Source organism: Shewanella halotolerans, from assembly GCF_019457535.1.
Classification (GTDB): Bacteria; Pseudomonadota; Gammaproteobacteria; order Enterobacterales; family Shewanellaceae; genus Shewanella; species Shewanella halotolerans.
Genome location: NZ_CP080417.1, coordinates 2,518,449 through 2,534,205 on the forward strand (window position 1 = coordinate 2,518,449; position 15,757 = coordinate 2,534,205).

The following is a 15,757-nucleotide window of genomic DNA, read 5'->3' on the forward strand; positions in this document are numbered from 1 at the left end:
AGGTATAAGCGCTTAACGAATACCAGCGCGTCTCAATGCCGCTGGGGTAAAGTTCGCTTCGCTCAACTTGGCATCGAAGTTATACATACGACCCTCGTTATCCAGACCCATCGCCAGGTAACGACGAGATTGTAGATCGTGGATCACTTCGAGTGTGGTCCAGTGAGTCGGCACTTCGTAGTAGTTGATGGCGTGTGCCACGGCGACGCGATAAAGCTCATCGCGGTTGTCGTACATATCCGCCATAGACACTTGCCAAGAATCCTCATCCAGGTAGAAGACGCGAGTCTTGTAAATATGACGCATCCCTTCCTTCAGCTGAGCCTTGACCACCCACACGCGGTGTTTCTCCCAACGCACATAATCTGGGTTGATGTGGCCAGGTTTCAGGATCTGCTCATACTTGAGCTTATCTGAGTGCAGCTTGTAGTCGTTGTAAGGAATGTAGATCTCTTTCTTGCCTAACAGTTCCCAGTTATAACGCACTGGCGAGCCGTTAAACATATCGAAATCGTCTGTTGTGCGCAGACCATCAGACACAGTACCCGGTGTATCGAAGGCGACGTTTGGCGCCTTGCGTACGCGGCGCTGCCCTGTGTTATAGGTCCAGGCCTGACGCGGGAGCGCCTCCTGGTCCATGGTCTCCTTCACCAACAGTGCGGTACCCGCCAGACGCGCCGGCTGTGTCACCACCTGCTTAAAGTAGAACAGGGTGTTCGACTCCTTTAGCTTATCCAGAGTCATCTCGGGGCGAGAGTACTCGAAGCGGATCTCTTCGGCGGTTTCCACCAAGGTATAGCTACCAGATGCGGTTGGTGCCGCCTGGCTACGGGCGGTTTCCACATCTACGCCACGAAAACGCAGCACGTGGTTCCAGATAGCCTCGAGACCGTTCTGTGGGATCGGGAAAGGCACGCCAATTGAGGCGCCAGAGATACCGTTACCGTCGGCCACTAGCTCGGCTCGGCTAGCGTTTGCCTTAGTGGCGTCGTAGACAAACTGCGGCACAGAGGCGGTGCGGCGTGTCTGATAAACATTCATCTTGAAGGTATCGGGATAGAGATCGAACAGCTTGAGCTGGCCTTCGGTCAGATTATCCTTGTACTGCGCCTTGTTGGCATTAGTGATGGTAAATTCAATCTTATCGCCCGGGAAAGGATCTGGATGATGCATCCCCTTCTCGTAACCCGCAACAGGTTTGGTAATGCCGCCATCCCAGGCAGGAATAGAGCCATCTGCGTTACCCGCCTTTTCACCGCCGAGCGGCGTAAGTTCGGTGCCAAGCTTGGCCGCCTCGGCCTCTGATACTTTTGCAAAGGCTGTTGGCGCGGTCAATGCGACGATCACAGCTGCCGACAATAGTGTTAGTTTTTTCATTCTTATTGTCCTTGTGAATTAGATTGAATACTTGATGTTGAACGACACGTAATCACGATCTGACATCAGATTCGTGGTGCCAACACCACCGAAGAAGGAGTTGTAGGAGAAATCTGCGCCCCAACGACTCTGATAATCGAAATTCACGCCGATAGCGACGGACTTCTTACCTTCGGTGAACAGGAACATAGGATCGGGTGTGATCCCGTCAACATCATGCGAGAAGATGATGCGCGGCGCCATGTTGACCCCGGCAAACAGGTTGTTGTATTCGGCCTTGGCCACTAGACGATAACCCCAGGCAAAATCTGTTGGGAACGGGTTAGTCTCAGGACCATTGTGTACTGCCTCTATGATGCCAGGCATATTTGGGTTGCCGCCAGAGCGCGCAGTGCCAGGGCCATTGAGACGAAGCTCATCGAAGCCTGGCATATCGTGGATCCACACACCACCAACCTCGGCGAGCATGACTAGGTTATCGGTACCCAGGGTTGGACCAAATAGATGGGTGAAGGTCACCTGTGCCTGAGTGGTATCACGACGGATATAACCTTCGGCGGCTTCACCAGAACCAATTCCTTTCACCTGAGAGATGCCATCAAATTCTGGACGTAATCCTGCATTGGCCAGCTGCTGTGGCATGGCGGCAAACAGGAGTTCAACGTCATCTATCTGTAGCGGCTCATCTTGACGGTGAGCTATCTCACCGGCCACAGAAGTGTCGCCAATCAGGGTGTTGAAGCTAAAGCCATAGAGCTTGATATCTTCTGGGTATTCGATCTGTGCCTTAGAGAAGGTCTCTAGACCCAGCAGTGTCTGACGATCGACCGTACCACCAGTTGCCCCAAGGGCTGCCAGGGTAGCTAAGTCTTTACCAATCGCTTCCTGGGTAAAGTTAGCCGCGGTGCCGCTGATCAGCGGACGACGGCTATGATAGTTCATATAGTAGAAACCAAACTCGGTTTCCCCTAGCTCTGGCGCATAGTAACCTAGCTTGATACCGTATTGGCCCGAGTCGCTGGCGCTCGCCTGATCTTGCATCAGGGTCACCTTAGTCGGATAAGCCAGTGCCAATGAACCCAGTGTCGCCGCATCATATTGACCCGATGCCACCATAGCCGCCAGCTTCTGATACTCGCCAATCAAGAAGTCGAGATTGATATCTGGGTTAGCGTTGAAGCCCAGCTGCGCATTTTGCGAATAGCCGCCATAGCCGGCGAAATCATTGGTTGAGAAGTAAGAGCCCGGAGTCGGCACCCAAACTGGTTCCCAATCATATTGATAGAAGGCTTCAACCGAGAGCGATTCCGTCACACCCAGTGACGCCCAGATCATCCCCTGAGGTCTGAAGGCTTCTTTAAGCTCGGCGCCCGGCGCATTGAGAATGTTAAGATCCACCGGGTTGATGACACCAATACCGTGCGGAATCAGGGTGCTTTCACCCCAAGAGACCACCTGATTACCGATACGAACGCTAAGTGGGTTGGCACCATCGTTAAAGTCGAAATCACCATAGATGAAAGCATCCAACAGGCGCACATCTTTACACTGTACCTTAGAGGCCTCGGAGTCAGCACAAGGGTCATACTCTTTGCCAGTTATCGGATCGCTATATCCATAGCTGCCGTTATTCGCCTTCTGGTCGTAGAAATACATGCCACGGGCAAACAGGCCGAAATTCTTATACTTGAGTGATAGTTCATGCAATCCCTTGAACACCATAGAGGTTACGTCACCCTGAGAGTAGAGCATGTTACTCAAGTCACCATTACTCGAGTAGGAACCCGGCTGAGCCCAAATCTCGGCCGAAGTATATTTGGTGTTACCGAATGCGGTATAGTTTGACCAGTCAAAGCGCGGGTGATTCACCTTACCGATCTGATTATCCCAGTCCCGCTCCTCAACACGCCAGCTTGCACCGGCACTGAATGTTGAATCGAACGAACCTTGAACTTCTCCCCAATCGAACGACACGGCTTGCACGCCCGTAGTCGCTCCAATACTCAACGCTGCGACGATCCCCAAAGCTAGCGCTGACTTGTTAAAGCCATTTTTAACGTTTTTCATTTTAGCTCTTCTCCGTAACCTGCTGGATTCTTTGTTATAGGAATGGTGGCCAACATCTTGTTAGCGTACAGGTAACACCATTGTTACAGCATTTAGGGGTGATGAGCAAGGCGAAAAAACAGAAAATTACCTTGAGATTTGTACACTTAAGCTAAAGGGCTTACATAAATTCAAACACACGATTTAAATCTATTCTAACAAGTCGTACCAGATGAAAAACGCCCGTTGAAAAAGCAAGCATAAACAGGCAATTAAACTTGTGTCATCGAAAGCTAAGCCTTTGATGAATCGAAATCGCCCGTTTGAAGTATATACTCTAAAAATCTTAAAGTTGGGTCAGAGAAACCAGTTTACCTTCATCATCGAGTTGCAGACGAAAGTAACCCCTGATGCCTGAGGTTGTCAGAAAGGGTCTGAAGTGGCGGGCGTGGATCCAGAGGGTCTTACCTGAGCTGTCTTTCACCTCAATCTTATCGATACTGCCTTGATAATAATTAAGAAACTCTTGGTAACTCACCTGCATGGGAAAGGTAAATATCATCATAATTTGCTTTCTAAAATGGGGCGAGATGCCAAGCACCTCGCCCTACTCTCTTAGACTATCTGTTTAAGGTAACTCAGCCTAACAATTCGCTAACGGCTAAGCCAATAACTAAACCAGAAACCGGGCCAACACCTAAGCCAGGGCCTTAGAGACCTTCTCATAAAGGTCTTTCGACAGATCCGGCAAGGCCAATATCTCCTGCAGAGCACTACGCATCAATTGCTGGCGCTTTTCATCAAACTTCTTAAATTGGATCAGCGGCGTAATGATACGTGCAGCCACCTGTGGGTTTAAGGTATTGAGTTTAATGATAGCTTCAGTCAGAAAGCGATAACCACTACCGTCAATACGATGGAACACCTCTGGGTTTGCCGCCGCGAACGCGCCGATTAAGGAGCGTACCCTGTTAGGGTTGGCAAAGCTAAAGGCGCTATGCTGGGTTAGCTCTCGCAGTGCATCACAGCGATCTTCGCCCGGACAGCATGCCTCCAGCGTCAGCCATTTATCCATCACCAACGGCGTATCGGCCCACTTCTGTTGGAAGTCTTGCAGTAGACTGGCGCGCAGCTCAGACTGCTCAAGGTTAAGCGCAGCCAGAGCACCCAGGCTATCTGTCATGTTGCCAGCCTGTTCATATTGGCACTGGGCCAGGCCTTGATGAGCATCCGAAGTGTGCAGCAGTAAACCGAGGCAGGCATTTTTCAGGGCTCTCGCCCCGGCATCATCTAACAGACTCAGCTCACGATAACGCGCAAGTAGCTCATCTTCACAGCCAGCGGCGATCTCTTCGAGCATAAACTCGCGGGCCGCAGCCAGGGCGTCGAGATCGACACTAGTCACCTGCTCTACCAGGGTATTCAGGCTTGGGAACCTAAGAACCTCTGCAAGCAATGCCTGATCTAGCTGCTCATCGAGCAGTAAGCCTTTCACCCCATCGACCAAGCGCGGATCGACATACATCGCCTTCTGCGCCTTAAGGTGGGCCACATTTTGCCAAACCGCCTGACTAAAGAGTGCAGCCGAAGCCTCCCACTTGGCCACCTCGCTGCTGGCATAACGCATCAGGTGGATAAGTTGCTCTACGCTATAGTCGAAGTTAAGTCTCACCGGCGCCGAGAAATTTTGCAGCAGCGAAGGCACAGGCTGCTCGCTCATGCCGTTAAACACCAGCTCTTGCTCTGCCTCGGTGATGCTATAGACTTGGCTGAGTAGCGAGCGTCCGTCGCTGCCAAGCAGCTCTAGATCGAGTGGGATATGCAGCGGCAATTTCTCACTCTGCTCCGGCGTCGGCGGCGTATGCTGACGCAGGCTCAGACGATATTCTTGTTTTTCGGCGTCATAGCGCTCGGCGACCGAAAGCTCAGGGGTACCCGACTGGCTATACCAACGTCTGAACTGAGTCAGATCCACGCCGCTGGCATCTTCCATCGCCGCGACAAAATCATCACAGGTCACGGCCTGACCGTCATGACGCTCGAAATAACACTTCATCCCCGCCTGGAAACCCTGCTCACCGAGCAGGGTGTGCATCATGCGGATCACCTCTGCGCCCTTGTTGTAGACGGTTACGGTATAGAAGTTATTCATCTCGATCACAGACTCGGGACGAATGGCATGGGCCATTGGGCCACTGTCTTCGGCGAACTGCTGGTTCTTGATCACCTTGATGGCATGAATACGGTTGACCGCTCGCGAGCCCACATCTGAGCTGAATTCCTGATCGCGAAACACCGTCAGGCCCTCTTTCAGACTCAGCTGGAACCAGTCGCGGCAGGTGACGCGGTTACCCGTCCAGTTATGGAAATACTCATGGCCCACTACAGACTCGATGCCGTGATAATCTTCATCGGTTGCCGAGTCTTTGTCTGCCAACACATATTTAGTGTTGAACACGTTCAGGCCCTTGTTCTCCATGGCCCCCATGTTGAAGAAATCCACGGCGACTATCATGTAGATATCGAGATCATATTCGAGATCGAAGCGGCTCTCATCCCAGGCCATCGACTTCTTCAGCGATGCCATGGCGTGGTGTGCCTTGTGCAGGTTGCCCTTGTCAACGAAGACCTGCAGCGCAACCTCGCGGCCGCTTTTAGTGGTAAAGCTATCGTCCAGCAGGTCGAAATCACCCGCGACTAAGGCAAACAGGTACGCCGGTTTCGGGAAAGGGTCTTCCCAACAGACGAAGTGACGTCCGCCGTCAATATCGCCTGAATCGACACGGTTACCGTTGCTCAGAAGGTAAGGAAACGCCGCCTTGTCGGCTTCGATGCGCACCTTGTAAATCGCCAGCACATCGGGGCGATCGAGGAAATAGGTGATGCGTCTAAAACCTTCTGCCTCACACTGAGTGCAGTAGGCGCCATCTGACATGTATAGGCCTTCCAGCGCCAGGTTGGCCTCGGGATCCAGCTTGGTCACTATGGTGAGTTCAAAGTCCGCTAAGTCTGTTTCAATACACAGCTGCCCCTCGGTGACGCGATAATCATGACGCTTACCATCGACCAACAGCTGGCTAACGCTTAAGCCTTCACCGTCCAGCTCAAGGGTGTGTGCAGCATCGTTTAGACGCTTCACCTGGCTGACCGCAGTCACCTGAGTATTGGCACCATCGAGCACAAAGGAGAGGTCCACCTGAGTAATAGTGAAATCTGGTGCGCGATAGTCTTTTAAATATTTGGCCTTAACCTGTGCCATTAAGATTCCCTCATCTGAAAAGATTATAAAAAAACGCGCCAATAGCGCGTTTTTAAAAAATTTGGCTCAATATTATTTCGCCTGGTTTTTAGCCACTCTTTCCATATCCACTAGATCCAGTGTGATATAGACAGTCTCGTCGAGAAATGCATCCGGCGCCTTCACATCATCTTCGGCGTCATCCAAAGACTTAAGCGCTTCGAGCCCATCCACGGCGCGCCGCTCGTTGAGACGTGCAAGTTGCTTCTCATCGTTGGTTTCACGCTCGGCTATGCGCTCTTTCTCAACCAAAGAGACGCTGGTTTCTTTGTGGCTCTTCTTAAACTCGGCAATATCTTGATCGATATAACCAAATTCAACGTCTTTCTTGATACGTTGCTGGTGACGCGAGTCCAGATTGGTCACTAGCTCTGGAGTGATATCCCCAAGCGTACCGTACTGAGCCACGGGCACCTTATCCCAAGGCAGTGCGTTGGCTTCCTCGGCTTCGCCGTATTCGCCGGGCTCTAGTGCACTCGGGAATGGAATATCCGGCGTCACGCCCTTAAGCTGGGTGCTGCCACCGTTGATGCGGTAGAACTTGGCGATGGTGTACTGCACATGGCCGATAGGCTTATCGTACATATCATAGATACGGCCCAGGCTCTTATGCTGCTGCACTGTGCCCTTACCAAAGGTCGACTCACCTACGATAAGCGCGCGATCGTAGTCTTGCAGTGCGGCGGCGAAGATCTCAGATGCCGAGGCACTGTAACGATCCACCATCACGGTGAGCGGTCCAGAATAGGTCACACGGCCGTCGTTATCGCGGTTTTGCGACACCTTACCGTTAGCATCGCGGATCTGTACCACTGGGCCTTGCTCGATAAACAGGCCGGTAAGCAGTGTCGCTTCGGTTAATGCGCCGCCACCATTACCCCTAAGGTCGATAACCACACCTTCAACCTTGGCGTCTTTTAGCTTAACCAGCTCTTTGGTGACATCTTGAGACAGGTTCATGTAGAAACCAGGAATCTTAATCACCCCAACCTTACGGCCGGCGTAATCACCGGTTTCCGGCTCGATCACCTCAGAAGTCGCGGCGCGATCCTCCAGACGGATCTTGTCACGCACTATGGTCACATCGATTGGCTTGGCAGAAGAGCCGCCCTTCTTAGGCAGGATCTGCAGCACGACCTTACTGCCCTTAGGCCCCTTGATCAGCTCGACCACATCATCCAGTCGCCATCCGATCACATCGACGATCTCTTTACCTTCCTGACCGACGCCCACGATGCGATCTTCCGGCGCAAGCTTTTCGCTGTTGGCCGCAGGGCCGCCAGCAACCAGGCTCTTGATCACTGTGTAGTCATCATCCATCTGCAACACGGCACCTATGCCCTCCAGGCTCAAGTTCATCTCCATCTGGAAACGCTCGGCGTTGCGCGGTGACAGGTAGCTGGTGTGCGGCTCGACGCTGCGAGAGAAGGCATTCATCACACCTTGGAAGACATCTTCACTCTTGGTCTGACTCAAACGCTTAATGGCATTGTTGTAGCGCTTCTCGAGCACCTTAACAATTTCATCCCAGTTCTTGCCGGTCAGCTTAAGGTTAAGGGCATCGTACTTGACCCGTTGACGCCACAGCTCATTGAGTTCGGCCTCATCTTTTGGCCAGGCGGCATCTTCTCTGTCGTATTGATAGCTATCGCCGGGGACGTTAAAGTCCATCTCCTTGTCGAGCAAGGATAAGGCGTAGGCAAAACGGTCGTAGCGACGCTGCTGTATCAGATCAAACATCTTGTAGGCGGCAGTGAGATCGCCGCTTTTCAACATGTCGTCGAATTGAGTCGCATAAGGCTTGAAACTGTCGATATCACTCTGAAGCAAGACATTACGGCGATAATCAAGCTGCTTAAGATAGCGGTCGAACACCTGCTCAGAGAAGGCGTCGTCCAGATCGAATCTATGATAATGGGCGCGAGTGAACAGGCCCGTCACTCGCTTACTCGCTACTTTATGTTGCGGCTCTTGCGTTAGAGAGGGCAACTCGCTAGATGGAATACTGGGCGTCAGTGCCCATGCCGAGAATCCTACAAAGATGCTGGCAATGGATGCTGCCAGAGTGAGTTTTCGCATCAACAAGTTACTCCTTTTAAACGATGAACAGTTATAACAGGATATGCTCTACCGGGACTTTTACCGTTAATCCTGAATCTAACTGTACTTGAACATCTTCTTTCTTGATGTCCAGGACAACACCTGCAACAGGCGATTTACCTAGTTTGACACTCACACGTTGATTTGGTTTCAACTCAGTCAGTGTTGCCGGGGTTAAATCCTTTGCCTCAACCTGTGGCTTGGCCGCTTTTGGCGCTGGTTTGTTACTACGCTTAGGCAGTGGCTTCTTGAAGGCTTTCTTCTCTGGCTTAGGACCAGACTTATCTGTCTTCTCTGCTGCCGCTTTCGCCGCACGCTTTGCCTTAGCCTTCTCTTGGCTCTCCTTCAGTGTAGCCTGTGCATGGTCGATATGCTCTTGCTCCAGCTCGCCACACTCGTTGCCGTCGAGATCGACACGCTGTGCCCCAGCCTTAACCCCTTTCAGGTAACGCCAGCTACTGGTGTAACGGCGTAAGGCGATTCTTAATTGCGTTTTACTGACTTTAGAATCATCAGCTAACCTTTCAGCCAAGTCTTGAAACAATCCTATTTTTAGAGGCTTAGTTTCACCTTCAGCGATAAAGCATAAAGGAAATGTTTCATATAAATACGCAAGAATTGCGTTGGTGTCGGTCAACTTTTCTGTTGATTCCATCATTACTTCCACAGTTTAAAAGGGACTACCACCTCGCCGGGTTAACGTCGGCACTGGCGTGTCGTTCATATTGGTTAGACATCGGGTCGCTTATTTGCCTCAGGGCGGCGACCACACAATCCAACATACCTTATCAATTACAGTCAATAAACGCCATGTATTCATTTCAACTAATGAAAAATGTCACGGCGTGTTTTTGAATTCATCAAGCGGCCTATTATAAGGGCGCGCCAGACGAAAGCGACCATCAATTGTGCAAAATTGGTTGTAGTTTAAGCAAATAAAGCCTTTTCCAGACTTTTTACGCAGGACTCTAGCCCCAATTGATCCGCCTCGTCGAAACGAGAGAATGAAGGGCTATCGATATCGAGCACGCCGATCACCTGACCGTCGCGGCGCAGCGGGATGACAATTTCCGAGTTACTGGCGGCATCACAGGCGATGTGGCCGTCGAAGGCATGGACATCTGCGATGCGTTGGGTGATGTTACTCTGGGCCGCGGTGCCGCAAACCCCTTTACCCATAGGAATACGGGTACAGGCCACTTTCCCCTGGAAGGGGCCCAGAACCAGTTGTTCACCTTGCAGCATATAGAAGCCGACCCAGTTAATATCATCCAGATGCTCGTTAAGCAGCGCCGAGAAGTTCGCCATCGCGGTAACGAGATTGTCTTCGCCGCTAAACAGGGCTTCAACTTGACGGGTAAGCGTCGTATAACAAGGTGTACTCATACAAATTTCCTAACAATTTATGTTTTCGTTTCAGCTTTTGATTCTGCTTTTTTCGCAGGTTTCTTAGCCGGTGCAGCCTTTGTCACTGCGCCACCTTTTAAGAGTCCCATGAGCTGATCTTTATGTTCTGCCATGTAGAAACAGAGTTGTTCCAATGCATTTTCATCTAAGCCTAAATCAACTTGCTCGATAAAAGGAAGAAGATTATCCGCGATATCGAGCATCTTATCGTAGGCATCCGCCTCCTTCTTAGATGTGAATGTCATCTTCTCCACCCCTTCTCTGACTACGACAAATTTCGTTATAACTGCCATATCCGCCCTCACACTGTTTTTATATACAGTTGTAGAATCTCATAAATACAACTTCTTATGCAAGTCTCAAACTTTATCTGTTAGAATCTGCTGCACTATTGGCTCCGGATTTGGGAGCCGCCTTATTAGGTATTTCAATAGATTGACTATAGTAATATCTTATAGGCAATAGATTACTGGTCTATATCAAGAAATTTGCACTCTTGCTATGACCTTAGATGACAGGAAGCGCCCCAGAACAGATATGAAAACAGAGGTGTTAGATAAGAGTATCGTTCTCTGCCGTGCTTGCGATCTGGTCGTGAGAAAACGCGCTTTGCCAACGGGTGTGCGGGCCCTCTGCCCTCGCTGCCACACTAACCTCTATGATACTCCTTACTGCTCCATCAACGGCATGTTGGCCCTGTGTATCACGGCGCTGGTGCTCTATTTTCCCGCTAACTTTTTCCCAGTGCTGGAGATGCACTTTCTGGGCAGTATTCGCACCACTACCATAGCCGGTGGTGCCATGGCCGTTGCCTCCCAAGGCTATTGGGTGGTAGGCATCGCCGTATTAGTTGCAGCGGTGATTGCCCCCGGCCTGCTTATTCTATCAATTCTGACCCAGGTACTTATTGTCAAATACCGACTCAAGGTGCCCTTCTTTCGCAACATCTATAAGAAGCTACTGAAACAGCACAGCTTATTGGCCCAGCTCTCCATGCTGGAGATCTATATGATCAGCATCTTCGTCTCGGTATTTCAGCTCTCCGATTACACCGACCTCTATTTCGGTATCGGCACCTTCTGTTTCACTATGCTGTTTATCATGGTGATCTTCATGCAGCGGGAATATGACATAGAACATATGTGGAGTGTGCTGGATGAGTAAGCTCAGCAGGCCTCCCCAGGGCGAATCATTGGGGCTAACCAACTGCCCCACCTGCAAGTTCCTCTGCCATCTGGAACAGGGTAACTGCCCGCGCTGCGGACAGGCGGTGCAGAGCCGGGATCGCACCAGCGTACAGAAAAGCTGGGCGCTGCTGATCACCGCCGCCATCTTGCTGTTTCCGGCCAACCTCTACCCCATCACCATCATGACCAGTCAGGGGCAGGTACGCCAGGACACCATCTTCAGCGGCATCAACCATTTGGTGCATCTAGACCTATTACCTATTGCCATTATTCTGTTTACCGCCAGTATCTTAGTACCCATGTTGAAGATTTTTGGTCTGGCGCTCTATCTTACAGCGATCAGCTATCGCCTGCCGATCTCAAAAAGGACACTCATGGCCGGCTTTCATATCATCGAATGGATAGGCCGCTGGTCCATGCTGGATCTGTTTGTGATCTCCATTACCGCGGCGCTCATTAACATGGGACAGATTTGGGATGCTAAACCGGCGCCGGCAGCCACCGCCTTTGCCTTGGTGATCCTGCTGACACAACTGGCCGCAAAAGTATTAGACACGCGTTTACTCTGGGACCGATTGGAATCGAAAGATGACACAAATTGAAACACCAAAAGTCGTTAAGAAAAAACTCTTCTCTCCCATCTGGCTACTTCCCCTGATCGCCTTGGCGCTGGGGGCCTGGCTGGGTATCAAGAGTATTCGCGAATCCGGCGTCGAGGTGCGCATTCATTTCCCCAGCGCCACGGGAATAGATGTGGGTAAGACACTGGTCAGGTATCAGGGCCTCACCGTGGGTAAGGTTGTTGATATCAGTATTGACGACCAGCTACAGGGCGTTTACGTAGATCTGCTGATGGATTACCGCTCGACACCTTTCCTGCGCGATGAGACCAAGTTTTGGTTGGTGACCCCAAAGGCCTCGATCACCGGCGTCGAGGGGCTAGATGCCCTCTTCTCGGGCAATTATATCGCCATTCAACCTGGCGAAGGGGATTACAAAAACGAATTTACCGCCGAAGATCAGGCCCCGCCTGTGGCGCCGGGCTCAGACGGCTTGATGATAGAACTCACCAGCGCATCGCTCGGCTCCTTAGATGTCGGCTCCCAGGTGTTTTACCGTCAGATCCCTGTTGGCAAAATAGTCAGCTACCGCCTGGTGAACGACGACAGCATCCTCTTCAATGCCTATATAGAGAAAAAATATGCCCATCTGGTGAAGCAAGACTCACGCTTCTGGAACGTCTCGGGCCTAGCGCTGGACGCCTCGCTTTCAGGCATCAAGGTCAAGACAGAGAGCCTGTCGGCCATACTCGCCGGCGGCGTCAGCTTCTCATCCCAGGGCAGCAGCGAACAGGCTAGCGTCAATCAGACTTTCACCATCTTCGAAGATAAGGAACATGCCCTCGGTGGCATCACCTTTAGCCTCACGGCCGACGATGCCGATAGCCTGAGCACGGGCGCCGACATCGTCTATCGCGGCATCAGTATCGGCCAGATCACCCAGACTCATCTAACCGAGTCGGGTGTGCGCTTCGATGCCAGCATCGCCACCCAATATGCCGATCTGTTAGGCACAGACAGCCAATTCTGGCTCGAAGGCGCGGATCTTTCCCTCAGCGGCATCAAGCATGCCAGCCGTTTGGTGACCGGCAATGTGGTGGCCTTCCTACCGGGCAGCGGCGAACACCAGACCAGCTATCCACTGCTGGCCAAGGCACCGCAACACTCGCAATCGCCACTCATGCTCAGCCTAAACGCCGAGGAGAACCCGGGGATCAGCGCCGGCGCCGAGGTGCGCTATAAACAGCTGCCCATAGGTCAGGTAGATAGTGTCGAGTTCAAACCTGACTATTCGGGTCTCGCCTACCGCATCCAGATCTGGCCCGAGTTTGCCAAGCTTATCCATCAGGGGAGCTACTTCGTTGCCGAATCGGCCCTGGCCATCGATGCCTCACTGGACGGCGTGAGCGTAAACACAAGGGATCTGACCACACTTACCAAGGGCGCCATCAGCCTGGTACAGGGCCGCAGCAAGAAGACCGCTAACCCTAGCCAATCGCTACCGCTATTTGCCAACGCTAAGCAGGCCGAGAGCTATCTCGCCAAGCAGAATCGTCTCAAGATAGTGCTGAGTAGCCCAGATGGTGCAGGTCTCGCCGCCCACTCCCCCATCTACTACAAGAAGATGCTGATCGGTGAGGTGCAGGGAGTCAACTGGCGCGCCAGCAGCGAAGACTTTGCCATCGAGCTGGGTATCGACAAGCAGTTCGCCTCTCTGGTTAAGCCAAGCACCATCTTCTGGCGTAACAGCGCGCTAAGCGTCGATGCCAGCCTCAATGGCGTTAAGGTTGACGTGGCGCCGCTGGAAGGCGCATTAAAGGGTAGCGTCTCCCTTGGGCTGCTGGAACAAGATGATATCGGCAATCAGAGCCACCTCTATGGCTCAGAGACCTTGGCCCGCGCCAAGGCAACCCCCATTAGCATAGAGTTCGATGCAAGTACCCGCCTGAGCAGTCACGCACCTATCCGCTATCAGGGCCATCAGATAGGTGAAGTCGAGCGGGTCAAGCTGTCACAGGACTTACACAGCGTCAGCGTGGATGCCTACCTCTATGGCGACTACGCCGCGCCTTTCCTGGCAGACGATGCCCAGTATTTTATCGTCGATGCCAACATCTCGCTTTCCGGTGTCACCGCCGCCGAAACTCTGATCACTGGCCCCTATGTGTCTGTGCTACCAGGCCAGAGTGGCAATCAAGTGCATGACTTTATGGGCAGCGTCGAATCGCCCACCCTGCTCAGTCAAGATGCCCTCACCTTCACCCTGATGGATGACAATTTGGGCTCGGTCAAGATAGGCACACCTATCATCTTCCGCGGCATTAAGATTGGCGAAGTCAAACAGGTGCAACTCTCGGCTACGGGCACTCAGGTAGAGATGACGGCGCAGATTGCCAAGGGCTATAGCCACCTGGTCAACCAAAGCAGTCAGTTCTGGGATCTCTCCGGCATCAAGGTAGATCTCGGCCTCTTCTCCGGCGCGCAGATAGAAACCGGCTCCCTTGAGACCATTATCGCCGGCGGTATAGGCGTAGCGACCCAATCCCCCACCACAGCCAATAACCGTATCGGCCAGCATCAGGTCTTTAGCCTGCAGAGCAAACTGGATCCCACTTGGCTAAAATGGGCGCCAAATCAACAAAGTCCTAACTAGGCCTCTCTATTATTGAGAGACAAGGCGTCACTTTGGTGGCTATGCTATTAGTAGCCACCAGATTTGCGAGCCGCCGTCCAGACCAGCTTACCCAGGAGTCGATATGAGCAAAGATTTGCTGCGCGAAGCCGCAATCAATCTCAAGAGAGCCGTCCCCTTGATGTTAAAGCATCAGATCCCGACGACCCCCACCAACTATGCACTCTGGTACGCCTACGTAGGTCAGCAAAATCCAGAACTCATCACTAAGATGGACAGGATTGTCAATGAGTACAACACCTGTCCGCCGGTCACAGCCGAGCTACTCTATCGCGAACATATTGCCGATCCCAGCGAGGTCAACGTACTCAACATGCGCCAAAACCTGGAGGCCATGACCATAGAGCTGTCGCAATCGATCAAGGATACCAACCAGGACGCCACCGTCTTTCAGCAGCGGGTGGACAGTAACTTCAATCGCCTCAATCGCATCGAGGAGGAGGGTCTGAGCCTGGAGAAGGTGTTGGGGCTGGTGCGGGATCTGGTGAAGGAGTCAGACGATATTCGTCAGAGTACCGAATATTTTACCGGTCGTCTCGACAAGGCTCAGGAAGAGATCGCCGCGCTTAGAGAAGCGCTGAAACGCTCAGAGCAAGACGTCTATCATGACGCGCTCACAGGTGCCCTCAACCGCCGCGCCTTCGACCAAGATCTCAAGGGCCTGCTGGCTCAGTCCCCCGAAGGCACCTGCCTCATCTTGGCCGATGTGGATCACTTCAAGAGTTTTAACGACACCTATGGCCACCATCTAGGCGACAATGTGTTAAAGGCGGTAGCTAAGCGCCTCAACGAGTCTTGCCGCGACGGGGTCAAGCTCTACCGCTATGGCGGCGAAGAGTTTGCCTTAATCGTGCCAAACAGCCATCAACGCAAGGCGCGCCATCTGGCCGACGCCATGCGTCGAACGCTTGAGAAGATCTCCCTCAAGGACAGACGCAAAGATCAGACAATCGATAAGGTCAGCGCCTCGTTTGGGGTGAGCGAATGGCAGGCGAAAGACACCTTCGAGTCGCTCATCGAGCGCACAGATAGCTTTCTCTATGACGCCAAACGCCTGGGGCGAAATCGGGTGATGCCGCTCTGATCCCTA

Annotated in this window: 12 protein-coding genes; 4 read left to right on the forward strand and 8 right to left on the reverse strand. The window is 52.2% G+C overall.

Going from position 1 to position 15,757, the window contains the following annotated elements:
* Positions 1 to 12: 12 nt before the first annotated feature.
* From K0H81_RS10765 to K0H81_RS10800, 8 genes are all read right to left on the reverse strand, one after another.
* Complete coding sequence (locus tag K0H81_RS10765) at positions 13 to 1,377, reverse strand: DUF1329 domain-containing protein (RefSeq protein ID WP_011865604.1); 1,365 nt, start codon at positions 1,375 to 1,377, stop codon at positions 13 to 15.
* A gap of 18 nt (positions 1,378 to 1,395) precedes the next feature.
* The gene (locus K0H81_RS10770; RefSeq protein ID WP_220058318.1) at positions 1,396 to 3,444 is read right to left on the reverse strand and encodes a DUF1302 domain-containing protein; all 2,049 of its coding nucleotides are present in this window, start codon (positions 3,442 to 3,444) and stop codon (positions 1,396 to 1,398) included.
* Between the two features lie 325 nt (positions 3,445 to 3,769).
* On the reverse strand, positions 3,770 to 3,988 hold the full coding sequence (locus tag K0H81_RS10775; RefSeq protein ID WP_409928953.1) for a DUF2835 domain-containing protein: 219 nt from the start codon (positions 3,986 to 3,988) through the stop codon (positions 3,770 to 3,772).
* 132 nt (positions 3,989 to 4,120) lie between these two features.
* Entirely contained in the window at positions 4,121 to 6,682 is a 2,562-nt protein-coding gene (gene pepN / locus K0H81_RS10780) for an aminopeptidase N (RefSeq protein WP_220058319.1), read from the reverse strand.
* A 72-nt stretch (positions 6,683 to 6,754) separates the two neighbouring features.
* Entirely contained in the window at positions 6,755 to 8,800 is a 2,046-nt protein-coding gene (prc, locus tag K0H81_RS10785) for a carboxy terminal-processing peptidase (RefSeq protein WP_220058320.1), read from the reverse strand.
* Positions 8,801 to 8,831: 31 nt separating this feature from the next.
* Positions 8,832 to 9,476 (reverse strand): RNA chaperone ProQ, encoded by a 645-nt coding sequence (proQ, locus tag K0H81_RS10790; protein WP_144199413.1) that lies wholly within the window; start codon positions 9,474 to 9,476, stop codon positions 8,832 to 8,834.
* A 272-nt stretch (positions 9,477 to 9,748) separates the two neighbouring features.
* Positions 9,749 to 10,207, reverse strand: coding sequence for a GAF domain-containing protein (locus K0H81_RS10795; RefSeq protein WP_220058321.1), 459 nt, complete (start codon positions 10,205 to 10,207; stop codon positions 9,749 to 9,751).
* A gap of 17 nt (positions 10,208 to 10,224) precedes the next feature.
* Positions 10,225 to 10,521 (reverse strand): YebG family protein, encoded by a 297-nt coding sequence (locus K0H81_RS10800; RefSeq protein WP_011865597.1) that lies wholly within the window; start codon positions 10,519 to 10,521, stop codon positions 10,225 to 10,227.
* A 244-nt stretch (positions 10,522 to 10,765) separates the two neighbouring features.
* Here K0H81_RS10800 and K0H81_RS10805 point away from each other — a divergent pair, with 244 nt between their 5' ends.
* The 4 genes from K0H81_RS10805 to K0H81_RS10820 all read left to right on the forward strand — a co-directional run bounded on the left by K0H81_RS10805 (position 10,766) and on the right by K0H81_RS10820 (position 15,751).
* A complete protein-coding gene (locus tag K0H81_RS10805; protein WP_186300531.1) occupies positions 10,766 to 11,392 on the forward strand; it encodes a paraquat-inducible protein A in 627 nt (208 codons plus the stop codon).
* Positions 11,385 to 12,017 carry a paraquat-inducible protein A gene (locus tag K0H81_RS10810; RefSeq protein ID WP_144199043.1) on the forward strand — a complete coding sequence of 211 codons (633 nt, stop codon included), beginning with the start codon at positions 11,385 to 11,387 and terminating at the stop codon, positions 12,015 to 12,017. The genes K0H81_RS10805 and K0H81_RS10810 overlap by 8 nt, the downstream gene beginning before the upstream one ends.
* On the forward strand, positions 12,004 to 14,628 hold the full coding sequence (locus tag K0H81_RS10815; RefSeq protein WP_220058322.1) for a PqiB family protein: 2,625 nt from the start codon (positions 12,004 to 12,006) through the stop codon (positions 14,626 to 14,628). The genes K0H81_RS10810 and K0H81_RS10815 overlap by 14 nt, the downstream gene beginning before the upstream one ends.
* Positions 14,629 to 14,731: 103 nt before the next feature.
* On the forward strand, positions 14,732 to 15,751 hold the full coding sequence (locus K0H81_RS10820; RefSeq protein ID WP_220058323.1) for a GGDEF domain-containing protein: 1,020 nt from the start codon (positions 14,732 to 14,734) through the stop codon (positions 15,749 to 15,751).
* Positions 15,752 to 15,757: the final 6 nt, after the last annotated feature.